The sequence below is a fragment of the Arthrobacter sp. UYEF21 genome (assembly GCF_040546085.1).
In the GTDB taxonomy this organism is placed as follows: Bacteria; Actinomycetota; Actinomycetes; order Actinomycetales; family Micrococcaceae; genus Arthrobacter.
The window spans coordinates 1-15,110 of the sequence record NZ_JBEPNF010000012.1 but is presented as its reverse complement, the minus strand read 5'-3'; the positions used below and the strand labels follow the sequence as shown (position 1 = coordinate 15,110).

The window sequence follows — 15,110 nt, the reverse complement described above, 5'->3', positions numbered from 1 at the left end:
CTTCGCGTGCCTGTCCCATTTCGACGTCCACATAGTCGGGGCGCCGCACCGAAGCAGGGGCCCTTTGGCGGTTGGGTTTCTGCTCGCACGGGCGCCAATTTAAGTACATCCCTGGCGCCGTGGGAGAGTCAGCGAACGGGGCTACCCTCTGTGAGAAACGGCAGGGTGGGTGCCGCAATTACGCACGGTCCGGCGCGCCTGATTAACTGTCAGGAGAGTCGAGAGAGGGAACCTGCATGTCTGATATGGCCGCAGCACGGAAACTACGGGTAAGCCTGCCCAGCCAGGCACTGGCGGACGCGGTGGAGCCGCCCGCCGGCGTCGAACTCTTCCTCTGGGACCTGACGGGCGCGGCTCCGGCGGACCGGTTCGATCTTCTGGTGCCGCCCTACATGGGCAAGCCGGACGGGCTTACGGCGCTCGCCGGCGTTGACGTGGGGTTGGTGCAGAGCCAGTCGATCGGGTACGACGGCGTCGCGGCAGTTCTGCCCGCGGGGTGCCGTTTTGCCAACGCGGCGGGAGTCCATGAAACGTCCACGGCGGAACTCGCGTTGGGCATGATGATCGCCAGCCAGCGGGGTATCGCGCACTTTGCCCGGAATGCGGCGACGGGCACCTGGGACAACGGGATGCGGCCCAGTTTGGCCGACCGGAGGGTTCTTCTGGTGGGGTACGGGGGAGTGGGAAAGGCGATTGAGGCCCGGCTGCTGCCGTTTGAGACCGAGGTGACCCGGCTGGCCAGCCGCGGGCGAGAGGATGAGCGCGGCAGGATTTACGGGATTGACTCCCTTTACGAGCAGTTGCCGCTGCACGACGTCGTGGTAGTCAGTGTGCCCCTCGGCGAGCAGACCCGGCACCTTGTGGACGGCAGATTTCTGGCGGCAATGCCCGACGGCGCGCTGCTGGTGAACGTGGCGCGCGGGCCTGTGGCCGATACGGATGCCTTGCTGCGTGAGACGTCAACCGGCAGGCTCCGGGCGGCCCTTGACGTGACCGACCCGGAGCCGCTGCCGCAGGACCATCCCCTGTGGACCGTGCCGGGCGTCCTGATCACTCCCCACGTGGGCGGCGCGAGCACGGCCATGCTGCCGCGGATGGCGCGGCTGGTCCGGAAGCAGATCGGGCTGCTCCAGGCCGGGGAGGAACCGGTGAACGTGGTGCTGGGCGGGGCGGCCAGCCCTCGGGAATCCGGGCATATTGACACCCCGACGGCACAGGAATAGACGGCGAGTGCCGCGGCCTGAATGTCTTCCACGTCGCGAAGGCAAGCCTCGATGACACGGACCTGTCCGGCGTCGATTTCGCGTTCCTTAACTGGTTCCCTACGCATCTGACCGCGGTCGGCTGGAAGGTGGGGGCCGTCGTCGACGACGCGGCAACGATCCTTCGCGGGCAGGCCGGTGGCCCGTTCGGCGACCTTGCCGGGCTGTACGGCGAATGGCTGGGACTGGAGCGCGCGAGTGTCACGTTTACTGACGGCGACAGGCCTTCCGGCTCGGTGGCCGGCCATGCGCAGTTCACGTTTGAGCTCCTGCCAGGGCCAGACGGCGGCGTGACCACGGTGAAGAACGCGATGTATGGTTTTGCCCCCGAGTTCCGGATCGGTGAGGGCCCGGGGCTGGACAGTTCGGCATCGAGTTCGACGGCGTCAACGGCGAAACGTCGGACTTCACATTCGCCAGTGAAATGGCCGAGGGCGCCCCGAAGGCCGGGGCCAGCTCGGCGGGCCTAATGGAACATCGGAAGCTGTTCGGGAGAGGGACCGCGCAGACCGGGGTTCAGGCCTCCCGGGTGGAGCCGCGGGAGGCCGGTCTGATAGCGGTCCTGCTCGCTCTCGCAGCGGCCTGCTGGATCTTCACGTCCACGCAGCTCAACGGGATGGACATGGGCGTCTGGACGGATCCGGGGGCGCTCGGACTCTTCACCATCACGGACTTCATCCTGCACCGCATGCGGCCCGGGTACGGCGGTGCGCTTCGCATGATCGCTGAGCACGGTGCCTGGTGCGTGGCATGCTGCGGGGCCCTCATGGCGGCGCTGTTTGCGCTGGGCGTCATGAGCCTCGGCTCGATGGCTCACTGGGCCTTCATAGCAGCGGAAAAGATGCTGCCGTGGAAACGGCTGGCCAACCGCTCCGTCTCGGTAGCACTGGCCGTTATCGCGCTCGGCATGGCAGTCACACCGGCGGCGATAAACGGGATGGGAATGTAGCAGCCGGACCCTGCCGCGGAAAACCATCGTCTTGATAATTGCGGCGGAAAGGGAGTGCGGGCTATGGACCTCTCGCGATTGGCATGCCTAGACTGGCCAGACCCCAGACGCCAGGAAGCCACGCAATGGTTCAGCCCGTGGCACAAGTCCCTGACCTTGGGGTCCATCGCAATACTTCACGATTCGCGGCGGCCCTACCGGGTTGTGCCGTGCTGAGAAGAGGAGAGCACTGATGACAGGGAACAAAGCCGTTGCCTACAAGGAACCGGGCAAGGTCGAACTGATCGACATCGACTATCCAAGCTTCGAACTGAAGGACGGTCCGGGGGTGAACCCCGCCAATGTGGGGCGCTCTGTGCCGCACGGGGTCATCCTGAAAACCGTGGCCACCAACATCTGCGGTTCGGACCAGCACATGGTCCGCGGCCGCACCACGGCGCCCCCGAACCTGGTGCTGGGGCACGAGATCACCGGCGAGGTGGTGGAGGTGGGACCCGGCGTCGAGTTCATCAAAGTGGGCGATATTTGTTCGGTCCCCTTCAACATCGCCTGCGGCCGCTGCCGGAACTGCAAGGAACGCAAGACCGGCATTTGCCTGAACGTGAATCCGGACCGGCCCGGCAGCGCCTACGGCTACGTGGACATGGGCGGCTGGGTGGGCGGCCAGGCAAACTACGTGCTGGTACCGTACGCGGACTGGAACCTGCTGAAGTTCCCGGACAAGGACCAGGCCCTGGAGAAGATCATGGACCTGACCATGCTCTCGGACATTTTCCCCACCGGCTTCCACGGGGCGGTGACGGCCGGGGTGGGCGTCGGCTCCACCGTGTACGTGGCCGGTGCCGGACCTGTTGGCCTCGCAGCGGCCACCAGCGCCCATTTGCTGGGTGCCGCCGTCGTGATTGTGGGGGACATGAACGAGGACCGGCTGAAGCAGGCGCGTAGTTTCGGCTGCGAAACGATTGACCTGAGCAAGGGTGGACCCGCGGAACAGATCGAGCAGATCCTGGGCGTGCCGGAGGTGGACTGCGGCGTGGACGCGGTGGGATTTGAAGCGCGCGGCCACGGCCACGACGCCAAGGAGGCCCCGGCTACGGTGCTGAACTCGCTGATGGAAATCACCGCGGCGGGCGGTGCCCTGGGCATTCCCGGGTTGTACGTTACGGGCGATCCGGGCGGCGTGGACGAGGCTGCCCAGAAGGGTTCGCTGAGCCTGAGCCTGGGCACCGGGTGGGCCAAGTCGCTGAGTTTCACCACCGGTCAGTGTCCGGTGATGAAGTACAACCGGCAACTGATGATGGCCATCCTGCATGACAGGGTAAGCATCGCCAAGAACGTGAATGCGAAGGCGATCACACTGGAGGATGCGCCCAAGGGTTACGCCGAGTTCGACGCCGGGGCGGCCACCAAGTACGTCCTCAACCCGAACGGATACCTCAGCTAAGCCGCTGCCGGGCGGGGTGCGCCAGGCACCCGGCCCGGCAGGTGCCGGGACTTTCGGGCGGCTGTTGTCAGCGCCGGTGATGGGGCCTACGCTGTGCCCACGGGCCCATTCGGGGACCGGTTCCAGGACCCTCCCTCACGGGGTACCAGGCACACGCTGGGATGCCCGCGTCCTGGGCATCACGGGACAGGAAAAAGACCATGACCAAGTATCTTTTTGAAGCCAATTACGTGGGCGAAGGAATCACGGGACTCATGCGCGAAGGCGGCACCAAGCGGCGTGACGCGCTGGTGGATGCCCTCAAATCCGTGGGAGGTTCGCTCGAGTGTTTCTACTACGCCTTCGGGGACACCGACGTCATTGGCGTTTTCGACGTGCCGGACGTGCCAGGTGCCGCGGCTCTGTCACTGATGATCAATTCGACGGGCAACGTGGATGTGCGTCTGAAGCCGCTCATGACGGTGGAAGATATTGACGAAGCTGCCAAGATGACGCCTTCGTACCGGGCTCCCGGGCAGTAGGGGCCAGGGGCTGCGCTAAGCCCTTGCCGGGGCGGGTGCGGGCCTGCCAAAGAAAGCCGCCGCGTCCGCCGCCACCCGGTCCGGGTATTCCCACAGAATCATGTGCCCCACATCGGGGTAAACCTTCAACACCGCCCCCGGTATCCGGGCTGCCAGAGTTTCCTGGTCCGCGCGGGGCAGCAGGTTGTCCGCGGCGCCCCACAAGATGAGCGTCGGCGCCTGGATGGTCCCGGCTTCCGTGGGCGGCGTGGCGGCGCTCAGGCCATTGAGGATGCCCTTCCACGCGTGGGCAGGCATCCTCAGTCCGTCGCGCACCCTGTCCTCGATGAACCAGTCCGGAACCGAGCGCAGCTGGGGAACCAGGACAAGGAATCCCGCACCCAGTCTTCGTCGATTGGGTCCGTCAGGCGGTCCACGTCGTCGGCAACGGGGGTCCGCCCGTGAAGGCTCAAGGGACTGCCCACCAGCGCGAGGGCTGCCACACGCTCGGGGCAGGTGATGGCCACCTGTTGGGCGACGTAACCGCCGCTGGAGGAGCCAAGCACCAAAGCGCGCGGCAGGCTGAGAGCGTCGAGGATCGCAACGGCGTCGTCGGCCTGCTCTGCTAGGGAGTAACCGTCCACGGGTTTCGCGGCGTCGCCCTGCCCGCGGAGGTCGGGGACGTAGACGGTGAAGCCGTTCAGTTGCGGTATAAGGCGGTCAAAACTCCCGCGGGATTCGCCCCACGCATGCAGCAGTAATACCGGCGGAGATCCGGCGCCGCCCTGGACGAGGCACGGCACGGTGATGCCGGTGCGGAGCGTGAGGTCCCGGACCACGGAGTCCATAGGTTCAGCGTACGACGCCGGCGCTCGCGGCCATTACTGGAAACGGGACCTGCGGGGCTCTGCTTAAGCAGACGATTCGTGGGTACGGTTGGCTCATGCAGAAGATATCGATCGATGCCTTGGCCCGTCAACAGATCGCGGCCGCGGTGGCGGCGCCCAGCGGGCGGGCCGCGGACACAGCCTTCGGCGGACACGAAAAGAAACTGCGGCAGACCGTGATGGCCTTCCGCGCCGGAACGCAGCTCAGCGAACACCAGAACCCCGGCGAGGCCACTCTCTATGTCCTCAAGGGCTCGGTCTGGCTCAAAGCTGGCGGCGAATCGTGGCAGGGGAGAACGGGGGACCTCCTGATCGTTCCCGACGGGCTGCACAGCCTCGAGGCGGAGGAGGACTCGGCGGTGCTGTTCACGGTGGTGAAGACCGATCGGCTCTGACGGGTTAGCGCCCAGTCTGCTGGTAAACGTCAGGGATGCCGTCCCGGTCAGTGTCGATAGCCTCTTCCGCTTCCAAGGCCCGGTACTGGCGGTTGCGGGTGCCCAGCACCGCTGCGGCTAGGAGTGCGGCGAGCATCGACGCGGTGAGGATCCCCACCTTGGCATGGTCTTCGTGGGCGCTGCCCTGGCCGAAGCTCAGCTCCGCCACGAGGAGCGAAACGGTGAAGCCGATGCCGGCCAACAGCGACACCCCGAACACATCAAGCCACTTCAATGTCCGGTCCAGGGATGCTCTGGTGGCCTTGGTGAGGAGCCAGGTGGTGCCGAGGATTCCGGCCGGTTTACCGAGCACCAGCGCCACAACCACACCGATGGCCACAGGGTCCGTCACGGCCGAGATGAGACCGTCCCAGCCGCCTACCGCCACGCCGGCGGAGAAGAAAGCAAACACCGGGACTGCAATGCCGGCGGAAATGGGCCGGAACCGGTGTTCGAAAATCTCTGAGAGCCCGGGACCAGCCGAGGGTCCGCCGCTTGCCTTGGACCTGATCACCGGGATGGCGAACCCCAGCAGCACTCCGGCCACCGTGGCATGGATACCGGAGGCGTGCACCAGGGCCCAGGTGATCACCCCCAGGGGAAGGAGGATCACCCAGGCAGCCGCCACCTTCGTGCCGAAGAAGCGGCGGTACTTCTGGGCCAGGAAAGTGTACGCAGCGAGCGGAATCAGGGCCAGGAGCAGGAATTCGGCGTGCAGGTCGCCGGAATAGAACACTGCGATGATGCCGATGGCCAGGAGGTCATCCACCACAGCCAATGTCAGCAGGAAGATCCGGAGCGCGCTGGGCAGGTGCGAGCCGATGATCGCCAGCACGGCCACGGCAAAAGCGATATCGGTTGCCGTCGGGATGGCCCAGCCCCGCAGGGTCTCTGGGCTGGCAAGATTGATGAGCGCATAAATGGCTGCCGGGACTGCCACGCCCCCGGCTGCCGCGGCGATGGGCACCACGGATTTGCTGAATTGCCGAAGATCTCCGGCTACGAACTCACGTTTAAGTTCCAGCCCCACGAGGAAGAAGAAGATCGCCAGCAGTCCGTCGGCAGCCCAGGCTCCCAGGCTGAGTTCCAGGTGCCACGGTTCGTAGCCGATGCGAAGGTCGCGCAACGCGAAGTAGCTGGGGGAAAGCGGGGAATTTGCCCAGATCAGGGCCATGACGGCCGCGGCCACCAGCAATATGCCGCCAACGGTTTCCTTCCGCAGGATCTCGCCGATGCGGAGCGTTTCGCCATAGCTTCCCCGTCCCAGGACTGATTTGCGCGGCGGAACGGATGGGTTCTTGTTCATAAAAGGTGTCCTAAACAATGAGTCGACAAATAACGTGCCGACCAGACTTCCCGGCTCACCTCCGACGAGTCTACCCGCCTCACCCGGACGCCATGAGAGGTTACAGAGTGGTGAGGATTCCGGCGCCGCCGTCCCGGACGCCGGGGACGAGCTTAGGCGCCGGTCCTTTCCAGGGAATGCGGAAGAACGGCGTCGTCCGCAGTGCGCGCTGCGGAGGGGAACAGCACCAGGAGCAGGCCCAGGGCCACAGCCGCACCGATCAGCTGCGCTGCGACGAACCCGGGAACCGAAGCGGGTGCGATGCCCGCCGCCGTGTCGCTGAAGGCGCGGCCCACGGTCACGGCCGGGTTTGCGAACGACGACGACGAAGTGAACCAATATGCGGCTCCGATGTAGGCACCGGCTGCCGGTGCGGCGAGGGCGCCCCGTTTGGTGGCGGCCAGGGCGAATATCAGCAGGACGAGCCCTGCGGTAGCCACCACCTCGCCCAGCAGGTGCCCCGAGGATGCCCGGTCTTTGGTCGAGATGGAGGTTCCCACGTCAAACATGGCGTTCGCGAGCAGGCTGCCGCTGATCGCACCCACGGTCTGCGCCACCACGTAGGTGCCCAGTTGCGGAAGGGTCAGCCCGGTCCCGCTGTGCCGGCCCAGGACCCAGTCCACAAGGGAGACCGCGGGGTTGAGGTGCGCGCCGCTGACGGGGCCGAATACGAGGATCAGCACGGTCAGGCCCAGGACCGTTGCGGTGCTGTTCTGCAGCAGCTGCAGGCCGACGTCGCCGGGGGAGAGCCGCTCCGCCGCGATTCCGGAGCCGACGACGATGGACACGAGCAAGCCGGTGCCGAGCAGTTCGGCGAGGGCGCGGCGCCACAACGGCGGGTGGTGGGAAGTCATGGCACCAGCTTGACCCAAGAAATTAACTCAGTCAAAATTGAACCAATGAAAACTGAGCCAGTTGACCGCTTTCAGGCGCGGGTCGCAAAACATGCAGCCCTGGCGGATCCAGCGCGCCTCCGCATTGTGGACCTGCTGACCGTGGGAGACCTTTCCCCCACGGAGCTCCAGGCGGAGCTGGGGATGTCCTCGAATCTGCTGTCCCACCATCTGCGGACGCTGGAAGGGGCGGGGTTGGCGATCCGCCACCGGTCCGAGGCCGATAAGCGGCGCAGCTATGTCCGGCTCGCCGGCGGTGCGCTGGAAGGGCTGGCCCCCGGGCGTGAGCACGCGGCGCGCCGCGTGCTGTTCGTCTGCACCCGCAACAGTGCGCGGTCGCAACTGGCGGCCGCCCTCTGGATGCAGGCCAGCGGCATCCCCTCGACATCGGCGGGGACCCATCCTGCGGAGCGCATCGCCCAGGGGGCGATCGACGTCGCCCGCCGCCACGGCGTCAACCTCGCTGAACTCCGCCCGCTCCTGCTGGACCCGGCGGCGCACGCTGAGGACTTTGTGGTCACCGTCTGCGATAACGCCCACGAGGAACTTCCCGGACTCAAAGGCATCCACTGGTCCGTCCCGGATCCGCTGCGGCTGAATACGGAGGAAGCCTTTGAGGGCGCCTTTACCGACATTGCCGCCCGCATCGGTGACCTTGCCCCCCGTATGCGCGCAGCGTGATTCCGCGCTAAGACCGATCCTGCACCCGACTGATTCCAGGAAAAACCCGTGAGCACCGATACCGCCAAGAAGCCTTCCGTCCTGTTCGTCTGCGTCCACAACGCTGGACGCTCCCAGATGGCCGCCGCCTTCCTCACCACGCTGGGGCAGGGCGAAATCGAGGTCCGCTCCGCCGGTTCCCAGCCCGCCGACAAGGTCAACCCAGCCGCCGTCGAGGCCATGGCAGAGCTCGGAATCGACATGTCCGCCGCGATCCCCAAAGTCCTCACCACCGAGGCAGTCAAAGAGTCCGACGTCGTCATCACCATGGGCTGCGGCGACGAGTGCCCGTATTTCCCCGGCAAACGCTACGAGGACTGGGTCCTGGAGGACCCGGCCGGCCATGGCGTGGACGCAGTGCGCCCCATCCGCAACGAGATCAGGACCCGTATCGAGGGTCTGATCGATTCCCTGATTCATGCCGCCAGGTAAGCCAACGCGAACCGCCGCACCAATGGATGAAACAGAGGACAGCATGGATTCAGCGAGGAACCTTCCCGTCGCAGTCGTCGGCGCCGGGCCCGTCGGACTGGCCGCCGCGGCGCACCTGCTCGAACGCGGCCTCGAGCCGCTGATCTTTGAGGCAGGCCCGACGGCAGGATCCGCCATTGAGCAGTGGCGCCACATCAGGCTGTTCTCACCGTGGCGGTTAAACCACGACGCCGCCGCCGCGCGTTTGCTGGAGGCTGCCGGCTGGGAGACGCCGCGCCTGACGGCACTGCCCTACGGCGGGGAACTCATTGACAACTACCTGGCACCCCTGGCCGCACTTCCGGCGATCAGGACCCGGCTGCATTCCGGTGCCCGGGTCCTGGCGGTGACCCGCGCCGGCATGGACAAGACCCATACGCGCAACCGCGAGAACACGCCGTTCACCGTCCGCGTTGAGCACAACGGCGGTGAGGTCCGCGACCACACAGCTGCCGCCGTCGTGGACGCGTCCGGCACCTGGTCCACGCGCAAACCCGCTGGGCACGTCAGGCCTGCCCGCCATCGGTGAGGACGCCGCCGCCGGCCGGATCTCATCGCCCCTGCCGGACGTCAGAGGACGTGACCGGGCGTCCTTCGCGGGCCGCCGCGTCCTGGTGGTCGGAGCCGGGCATTCGGCAGCGAACACCCTGATCAACCGCCCGGAACCACCATTCGCTGGGCCGTGCGCGGGCCTTCCGCCGACAAGGTCTTTGGGGGCGGCGACCTCGACGGCCTGCCTGCCCGCGGCCAGCTCGGATCCCGGCTCCGCCGCCTCGTGGAGGCCGGGACCGTCGAATTGCACACCGGCTTCGGCATCTCCTCGCTCAAGACGCTGGACAGTCAAGTGAGCGCTAAAGCCGCCGACGGACGAACTCTGGACGCCGACGTCGTGGTCCCCTGTATCGGGTTCCGCCCAGATCCACGAACGCATCACGAAACGGGTTGACTCACTGCCGGTATCTGAACAGAAAGAGGGCACCTGCGCATGAACGGAAACAGCAAGATCCCTGGTGTCCTGTTCGTCTGCAGCAAGAACGGCGGCAAGTTCCAACTGGCCGCCGGTCTCATGCGGGAACTTGCCGGGGAGTCCGTCACCGTCTACTATTCCGGCACAAAACCCTGGACCGGCCTGGACCCGGAGTCCGTGGAATCCACCACGGATCAGCGGGCGATGATGACGTCGAGTTTGCGGGGGCCGTGGACTCCCTCAACGCGTTCGAGTTCTATGTCGCTGGTGGCACTGGGACCGCTGATCATGGTCAGCGGGCTGGTGCCGTCGATCCGGCGCAGCGCCTCGGGCAGGATTCCGGCGATGTCGGCGGCTTTCACGACGCAGATGTGATGGTCCGGGACGAGGGTAATCGCACGGCGGCCCTGGTTGGGGCTGGCGTCCAAGATGATGGTCCCCGTCTCTGCGACCGCGACGGCGCTGCCTGTCACGACGGCGTCGATACCGTCGAGCTCGGCAACGCTCAGCGGGCCAGTGGCTGAATCCAGGCGGCGCCGGCTGTCATGTTCGAGTTCAAATCCGATGAGCCAGCCGGCGTCCAGCCCTGCGGGTACGACGTAACTGCCGGCCCCTGCGAGGAGTTCCGCGATCCGTGCCGGCACGTTTTGAGCGTCCACGATGGAGACCTGTGCTTTGTAGTCGATCAGGCGGTCCACCAGCAGCTCGATCAGTTCAGCTTCGTCCAGCTGGGATGCGGCCCTGTATTCGCGGGGAATCACCGGGGCCTGGGGGTTGTCTTTCAGGGCGGTGCGGATCCGCTCAAGGATCTCTTCGCGGGCGCTCATGGCTGGTCTTCCTGGTTGTGGGCTGCGGGTGCTGCGTCGGTGTCCGGGGCCCGGTGGTCCTTTTTCCACCAGTCGCGGAAGGACTGCGTGGGCGGCGCCGGGATGTCGCGGCTTTGGGTCCAGCCGGCGGCGATGCCGGGCAGTTTGGTGATTTTCTTGTCGGGGCCGGCGGCCAGGCGGCCCAGCGGCAGTCCTTTTTCGAGCAGGCCGAGGCGTTTGCCAGAGGACAGCGCCCAGGAGGCGGCGTTCATGCCGACGTCCATTTGGCTGGGGAGCTTTTTCTTTCCGCGTTTGCTGTCCACGTCGACGCTGCGCAGGTGCACCAGGATGTCCGGGATGTTGATCTTGACTGGGCACGCGTCGTAGCAGGCCCCGCACAGTGAGGAGGCGTAGGGCAAAGAGTTGTTCTCCGCAGCCTGGATGCCTGTCATCAGCGGGGACAGGATCGCCCCGATCGGCCCGGGATAGGTGGAGCCGTAGGCGTGGCCGCCGGTGCGCTCATAAACGGGGCAGACGTTCATGCAGGCGCTGCACCGGATGCAGTGAAGGGCGGAGCGTCCCATTTCATCGGCCAGGGCGGCACTGCGCCCGTTGTCCAGCAGCACCAGGTGAACGTTCTGGGGTCCGTCGCCTTCGGTGACGCCGGTCCAGAGCGAGGTGTAAGGGTTCATCCTTTCCCCGGTGGAGGATCGGGGCAGCAACTGCATGAACACTTCGAGGTCCTGCCAGGTGGGCAGGAGCTTCTCGACGCCCATTACGGTGATCAGTGTCTCGGGCAGGGTCAGGCACATGCGGCCGTTACCTTCGGATTCGACGACGGCGAGGGTACCGGAGTCGGCGATGGCGAAGTTGGCGCCGGAGACGGCGACCTTGGCGGTGAGGAATTTCCGGCGCAGGTGGGCCCGGGCGGCGCCGGCGAGGCGTGCCGGTTCGTTGGTCAGGTCCGGGTCCACGCCTTCCATTTCGCGCAGGAAGATGTCCCTGACCTGGGTGCGGTTCTTGTGGATGGCGGGGACGAGGATGTGGCTGGGCTTGTCGTGGTCCAGCTGGACGATCAGCTCGGCCAGGTCGGTCTCGAACGCCGCGATGCCCTGCTCTTCGAGGTATTCGTTGAGCCCGATTTCCTGAGTGGCCATGGACTTGATCTTGACCGCTTCGGTTTCCCCGGTTTCCCGGATCAGGTCCGCGACGATGGCGTTTGCCTCGTCCGCATCGCGGGCCCAGTGGATAACCCCGCCGCGGGCTGTGAAATTCGCTTCGAACTGTTCGAGGAGTTCGGGCAGCCGGGCCATCACGGATTCTTTGATGGCGGCCCCGGCGTCGCGCAGCTGCTCCCAGTCCGGCAGTTCCGAGACCACCTGGATCCGCTTGTCGCGGATGGTGTGCGTGGCATGGCCGAGGTTGGCCCGGAGTTGGGCGTTGCCGAGCTCCCGGTGCGCGGCCTTCGGGAATGGCTCGGAGGCGTGCAGGTTGCCCGTGCCATAGACGGGAAGTGATGGCATGCCAAGGAAGGTGCTCATCGTGTTGGCTTTCCGGTGGAAACGAGAACTTCGCCGGTGACAGACGCGGGTTCTTCCATAGTGCTTGCGAGGATTTCCGCCAGGTGCAGGGTGGTGACGTCGCTGCCCTGGCGGGAGAGGCCGCCGCCGATGTGCATGAGGCAGGAGGCGTCTCCGCCAGCGCACAGGCTCGCACCGGTTGCCGTGATGTTGGCTGTCTTGTCCTCAAGCATGGCGGACGAGACATCGGCGTTCTTCATCGAGAATGTCCCGCCGAAACCGCAGCACTGGTCCGCTTCCGGCAGTTCCGCCATGTCAATTCCCTGGACGCTGCGCAGCAGCCGGGACTGCCGGTCACCGAGCCTGAGCAGGCGCATGCCGTGGCAACTGGGGTGGTAGGTCACCCGGTGCGGGAAGTAGGAGCCGAGCTGGGCGCCGGCGTCGGTAACCCTGAGAACGTCCACGAGCAGTTCGGAAAGTTCATAGATTTTGGCGCCGACGGCGGTCGCGCGGGCCTCCAGATCCGCGTCCCCGCAGGCGCGGGCGACCATCGGGTGCTGGTGCTTCACCGACGCCACGCAAGACCCGGACGGCGCGACAGCGACGTCGTAGTCCTCCGTATCAAAAGCGGCGACGTGGTTGGCGATAACGGGAAGGGCTTCCTTGAGGTAGCCGCTGTTGACATGCATCTGCCCGCAGCAGGCCTGACCGGACGGGAACGCGACTTCGTGTCCCAACCGCTCCAAGATCTTCACGGTAGCCCGCGCTGTGGCGGGGTACATCGCATCCACGATGCACGTAGCGAACAAAGCGATTCGCATGGCAGCCTTTCGGGGCTCAGGGGTTTGTGGTCTGACCATAGTAAATCACGTGACGCCCGCCACTGACAACCCATTGGACGAAAGTGAAGGGGCTCACACGTCCGGAAAAATTGCGCTACACTCTGGTGGTCCGACCACAGAGGTCCCACCACAACTTCCCTGTCACCCCTCACCGTGGAGGAACTCCGTGGAACACTTCACCCCCAGCACCGACCCGGTGCTCAACAGCGTCGCCTGGTCGGCCATCGTCGCCCTGCTGCCGCTGCTGACCTTCTTTATCCTCCTCGCCGTGGTCAAGACCAGAGCGCATGTCGCCGGCGCCTTCGCACTCCTGGTAGCCCTCTTGGTCGGAATCCTCGCCTTCCAGATGCCTGCCGGCCTTGCACTCCTGTCCGCAACCCAGGGCGGGGTTTTCGGTGCCTTCCCGGTGCTGTGGATTGTCATCATGGCCGTGTGGCTGTATCAGGTCACGGTCCTCAGCGGCCGGTTCGAAGATCTCCGCCGCGTCTTTGACGTGATCGGCAAAGGCGACATCCGCCTGCAGGCGGTCCTCGTCGCCTTCTGCTTCGGTGGCCTGCTTGAGGCCTTGGCTGGGTTCGGCGCACCCGTCGCGATCACCGCCACCATGCTGCTCGCACTCGGCCTGCCGCCGCTGCGCGCCGCGGGGGCCGCGCTGGTAGCCAACACCGCCCCGGTCGCCTTCGGCGCCATGGCCATCCCGATCACGACCGCGGCAGGGCTCACCGGACTGCACGCCACTGACATTGCTTCTGTTGTCGGCCGCCAGGCGCCGCTACTGGCCACCATCGTGCCGCTGATCCTGCTCTTCATCCTCGACGGCCGCAAAGGCCTGAAAGACTGCTGGCCCGCCGCGCTCGTTATCGGCTTCTCCTTCGCCATCGCACAGCACCTCTGCTCGAACTACTTCTCCTACGAGCTCACCGACATCGTCGCCTCCCTCGTCGGCCTCGGCGCAGCAGTGCTGTTCTTCCACGTCTGGACGCCCAAGGGCAGCGTCGCTGCACGGGAACGTCTCGGCGTCGCCTCCGAGTCGGCTGCGAAGGCGGCAGCCGCCACCGCAGGCGGCGGCTCACACGGGGCAACCACGGTCACCATCACCGATACCGCATCGGACCGTCTGACCCGGACCCGCACCTGGCTCGCCCTGTTCCCGTACTTCCTGGTGATCGTCGTGTTCGGTATTGCCAAGCTGTGGAAACTGGGCGTGGATGTCCCTGCGTTCCTTGCCTCGACTGACGTCAAGATCCCCTGGCCAATCCTGCGCGACGCCCTGGTCAACGCCGAAGGCAAGCCTGTCTCCTCCACCGTCTACTCCTTCCAGTGGCTCTCCACCCCCGGCACCCTGCTGCTGATCACGGGCCTGATCGTCGCCTGCGTGTATTCGAAGTACAACGACAGCGGCAGCTACCCGCTCACAGTAGGTAACGCGGTGAAGGAGATCGGCCGCACCATCTACCGGATGCGGTGGGCAGGACTGACCATCCTTACCGTCCTCGCCCTGGCCTACGTGATGAACTTTTCCGGGCAGACGGTCTCCATCGGCACCTGGCTAGCCGGCACGGGCACCTTCTTCGCGTTCCTCTCACCCGTCCTGGGCTGGATCGGCACCGCCGTCACCGGTTCCGACACCTCCGCTAACGCGCTGTTCGCCAAGCTGCAGCAGACCGCCGGCCTGAAAGCAGGAATCGATCCAAACCTTCTCGTGGCCGGAAACACGTCCGGGGGCGTCGTCGGTAAGCTGATCAGCCCGCAGAACCTGGCCATCGCCGCGTCTGCGGTCAACCTTGAAGGCAAGGAATCGGTGATCCTGCGTAAAGTAGTCGGGTGGAGCGTGGCGCTGTTCCTGGTGCTTTGCACCCTCTCCTACCTCCAGTCCACATCCATCCTCGGCTGGATGCTACCCTAGCGTCCCGCCAGGTTAGTACGGCGTGGGGGGGGCGGCGGCCCGCCCCCCCCCCCCCCCGAAGGAACCCCCCAAGATATATTGCGGAGCAGGGGCCACACCCCCCCCGCGTACCCACGACGCGCGCCGGAAGGTGTTTTTAGAGGGCCTGGGCTGGGGGCCAAAAA

At 65.9% G+C, this 15,110-nt stretch carries 16 protein-coding genes and 1 pseudogene; 10 read left to right on the top strand and 7 right to left on the bottom strand.

Annotation, left to right across the window (positions count from 1 at the left end; all coding sequences use genetic code 11):
- The first annotated feature begins 236 nt into the window (after window positions 1-236).
- The 5 genes from ABIB27_RS12955 to ABIB27_RS12935 all read left to right on the top strand — a co-directional run bounded on the left by ABIB27_RS12955 (window position 237) and on the right by ABIB27_RS12935 (window position 4,176).
- The gene (locus tag ABIB27_RS12955) at window positions 237-1,223 is read left to right on the top strand and encodes a 2-hydroxyacid dehydrogenase (RefSeq protein WP_354253987.1); all 987 of its coding nucleotides are present in this window, start codon (window positions 237-239) and stop codon (window positions 1,221-1,223) included.
- On the top strand, window positions 1,220-1,732 hold the full coding sequence (locus ABIB27_RS12950; protein ID WP_354254045.1) for a DUF1326 domain-containing protein: 513 nt from the start codon (window positions 1,220-1,222) through the stop codon (window positions 1,730-1,732). The genes ABIB27_RS12955 and ABIB27_RS12950 overlap by 4 nt, the downstream gene beginning before the upstream one ends.
- Window positions 1,733-1,791: 59 nt before the next feature.
- Entirely contained in the window at window positions 1,792-2,211 is a 420-nt protein-coding gene (locus tag ABIB27_RS12945; protein WP_354253986.1) for a copper chaperone, read from the top strand.
- 232 nt (window positions 2,212-2,443) lie between these two features.
- Window positions 2,444-3,655 carry a formaldehyde dehydrogenase, glutathione-independent gene (fdhA, locus tag ABIB27_RS12940; RefSeq protein WP_354216126.1) on the top strand — a complete coding sequence of 404 codons (1,212 nt, stop codon included), beginning with the start codon at window positions 2,444-2,446 and terminating at the stop codon, window positions 3,653-3,655.
- 200 nt (window positions 3,656-3,855) lie between these two features.
- Window positions 3,856-4,176, top strand: a complete 321-nt coding sequence (locus ABIB27_RS12935) for a GYD domain-containing protein (RefSeq protein ID WP_354216125.1) — start codon at window positions 3,856-3,858, stop codon at window positions 4,174-4,176.
- A 15-nt stretch (window positions 4,177-4,191) separates the two neighbouring features.
- Here the strand turns inward: ABIB27_RS12935 and ABIB27_RS12930 are convergent, their stop codons facing one another.
- Window positions 4,192-4,473: an alpha/beta fold hydrolase gene (locus tag ABIB27_RS12930; RefSeq protein ID WP_354253984.1), complete on the bottom strand. Its 282-nt coding sequence runs from the start codon at window positions 4,471-4,473 to the stop codon at window positions 4,192-4,194.
- Between the two features lie 2 nt (window positions 4,474-4,475).
- Window positions 4,476-5,003 (bottom strand): alpha/beta fold hydrolase, encoded by a 528-nt coding sequence (locus tag ABIB27_RS12925; protein WP_354253982.1) that lies wholly within the window; start codon window positions 5,001-5,003, stop codon window positions 4,476-4,478.
- Window positions 5,004-5,098: 95 nt separating this feature from the next.
- On the opposite strand from ABIB27_RS12925, the gene ABIB27_RS12920 reads away from it, so the two are divergent.
- Window positions 5,099-5,437, top strand: coding sequence for a cupin domain-containing protein (locus ABIB27_RS12920; RefSeq protein WP_354216123.1), 339 nt, complete (start codon window positions 5,099-5,101; stop codon window positions 5,435-5,437).
- A 4-nt stretch (window positions 5,438-5,441) separates the two neighbouring features.
- Here the strand turns inward: ABIB27_RS12920 and nhaA are convergent, their stop codons facing one another.
- Both nhaA and ABIB27_RS12910 read right to left on the bottom strand, forming a co-directional pair.
- Complete coding sequence (gene nhaA, locus ABIB27_RS12915; protein ID WP_354216122.1) at window positions 5,442-6,782, bottom strand: Na+/H+ antiporter NhaA; 1,341 nt, start codon at window positions 6,780-6,782, stop codon at window positions 5,442-5,444.
- Window positions 6,783-6,934: 152 nt separating this feature from the next.
- Window positions 6,935-7,675, bottom strand: coding sequence for an aquaporin (locus ABIB27_RS12910; RefSeq protein ID WP_354253980.1), 741 nt, complete (start codon window positions 7,673-7,675; stop codon window positions 6,935-6,937).
- A 45-nt stretch (window positions 7,676-7,720) separates the two neighbouring features.
- Here ABIB27_RS12910 and ABIB27_RS12905 point away from each other — a divergent pair, with 45 nt between their 5' ends.
- The 3 genes and pseudogenes from ABIB27_RS12905 to ABIB27_RS12895 all read left to right on the top strand — a co-directional run.
- On the top strand, window positions 7,721-8,395 hold the full coding sequence (locus tag ABIB27_RS12905; protein ID WP_354216120.1) for an arsenate reductase/protein-tyrosine-phosphatase family protein: 675 nt from the start codon (window positions 7,721-7,723) through the stop codon (window positions 8,393-8,395).
- Between the two features lie 48 nt (window positions 8,396-8,443).
- The gene (locus ABIB27_RS12900; RefSeq protein WP_354216119.1) at window positions 8,444-8,866 is read left to right on the top strand and encodes an arsenate reductase ArsC; all 423 of its coding nucleotides are present in this window, start codon (window positions 8,444-8,446) and stop codon (window positions 8,864-8,866) included.
- Between the two features lie 43 nt (window positions 8,867-8,909).
- Window positions 8,910-9,824: pseudogene (locus tag ABIB27_RS12895) on the top strand (FAD-dependent oxidoreductase); the annotation flags it as partial.
- 242 nt (window positions 9,825-10,066) lie between these two features.
- Here ABIB27_RS12895 and ABIB27_RS12890 read toward each other — a convergent pair.
- Genes ABIB27_RS12890 through ABIB27_RS12880 form a run of 3 tightly spaced genes read right to left on the bottom strand, consistent with a single transcriptional unit; the run spans window position 10,067 to window position 13,019 of the window.
- Window positions 10,067-10,699 (bottom strand): LutC/YkgG family protein, encoded by a 633-nt coding sequence (locus ABIB27_RS12890; RefSeq protein WP_354216118.1) that lies wholly within the window; start codon window positions 10,697-10,699, stop codon window positions 10,067-10,069.
- Window positions 10,696-12,219: a LutB/LldF family L-lactate oxidation iron-sulfur protein gene (locus ABIB27_RS12885; RefSeq protein WP_354253978.1), complete on the bottom strand. Its 1,524-nt coding sequence runs from the start codon at window positions 12,217-12,219 to the stop codon at window positions 10,696-10,698. Before ABIB27_RS12885 ends, ABIB27_RS12890 begins: the two co-directional genes overlap by 4 nt.
- Complete coding sequence (locus ABIB27_RS12880; protein WP_354216116.1) at window positions 12,216-13,019, bottom strand: (Fe-S)-binding protein; 804 nt, start codon at window positions 13,017-13,019, stop codon at window positions 12,216-12,218. Before ABIB27_RS12880 ends, ABIB27_RS12885 begins: the two co-directional genes overlap by 4 nt.
- A gap of 187 nt (window positions 13,020-13,206) precedes the next feature.
- On the opposite strand from ABIB27_RS12880, the gene ABIB27_RS12875 reads away from it, so the two are divergent.
- Window positions 13,207-14,946 (top strand): L-lactate permease, encoded by a 1,740-nt coding sequence (locus tag ABIB27_RS12875; RefSeq protein WP_354253976.1) that lies wholly within the window; start codon window positions 13,207-13,209, stop codon window positions 14,944-14,946.
- Window positions 14,947-15,110: the final 164 nt, after the last annotated feature.

Bases quoted from the DNA above. Each gene is read 5' to 3' on its own strand.
- ABIB27_RS12955 (WP_354253987.1), top strand. From the start codon at position 237: ATGTCTGATATGGCCGCAGCACGGAAACTACGGGTAAGCCTGCCCAGC.
- fdhA (WP_354216126.1), top strand. From the start codon at position 2,444: ATGACAGGGAACAAAGCCGTTGCCTACAAGGAACCGGGCAAGGTCGAA.
- ABIB27_RS12935 (WP_354216125.1), top strand. From the start codon at position 3,856: ATGACCAAGTATCTTTTTGAAGCCAATTACGTGGGCGAAGGAATCACG.
- ABIB27_RS12930 (WP_354253984.1), bottom strand. From the start codon at position 4,473: ATGCCTGCCCACGCGTGGAAGGGCATCCTCAATGGCCTGAGCGCCGCC.
- ABIB27_RS12925 (WP_354253982.1), bottom strand. From the start codon at position 5,003: ATGGACTCCGTGGTCCGGGACCTCACGCTCCGCACCGGCATCACCGTG.
- ABIB27_RS12920 (WP_354216123.1), top strand. From the start codon at position 5,099: ATGCAGAAGATATCGATCGATGCCTTGGCCCGTCAACAGATCGCGGCC.
- nhaA (WP_354216122.1), bottom strand. From the start codon at position 6,782: ATGAACAAGAACCCATCCGTTCCGCCGCGCAAATCAGTCCTGGGACGG.
- ABIB27_RS12910 (WP_354253980.1), bottom strand. From the start codon at position 7,675: ATGACTTCCCACCACCCGCCGTTGTGGCGCCGCGCCCTCGCCGAACTG.
- ABIB27_RS12905 (WP_354216120.1), top strand. From the start codon at position 7,721: ATGAAAACTGAGCCAGTTGACCGCTTTCAGGCGCGGGTCGCAAAACAT.
- ABIB27_RS12890 (WP_354216118.1), bottom strand. From the start codon at position 10,699: ATGAGCGCCCGCGAAGAGATCCTTGAGCGGATCCGCACCGCCCTGAAA.
- ABIB27_RS12885 (WP_354253978.1), bottom strand. From the start codon at position 12,219: ATGAGCACCTTCCTTGGCATGCCATCACTTCCCGTCTATGGCACGGGC.
- ABIB27_RS12880 (WP_354216116.1), bottom strand. From the start codon at position 13,019: ATGCGAATCGCTTTGTTCGCTACGTGCATCGTGGATGCGATGTACCCC.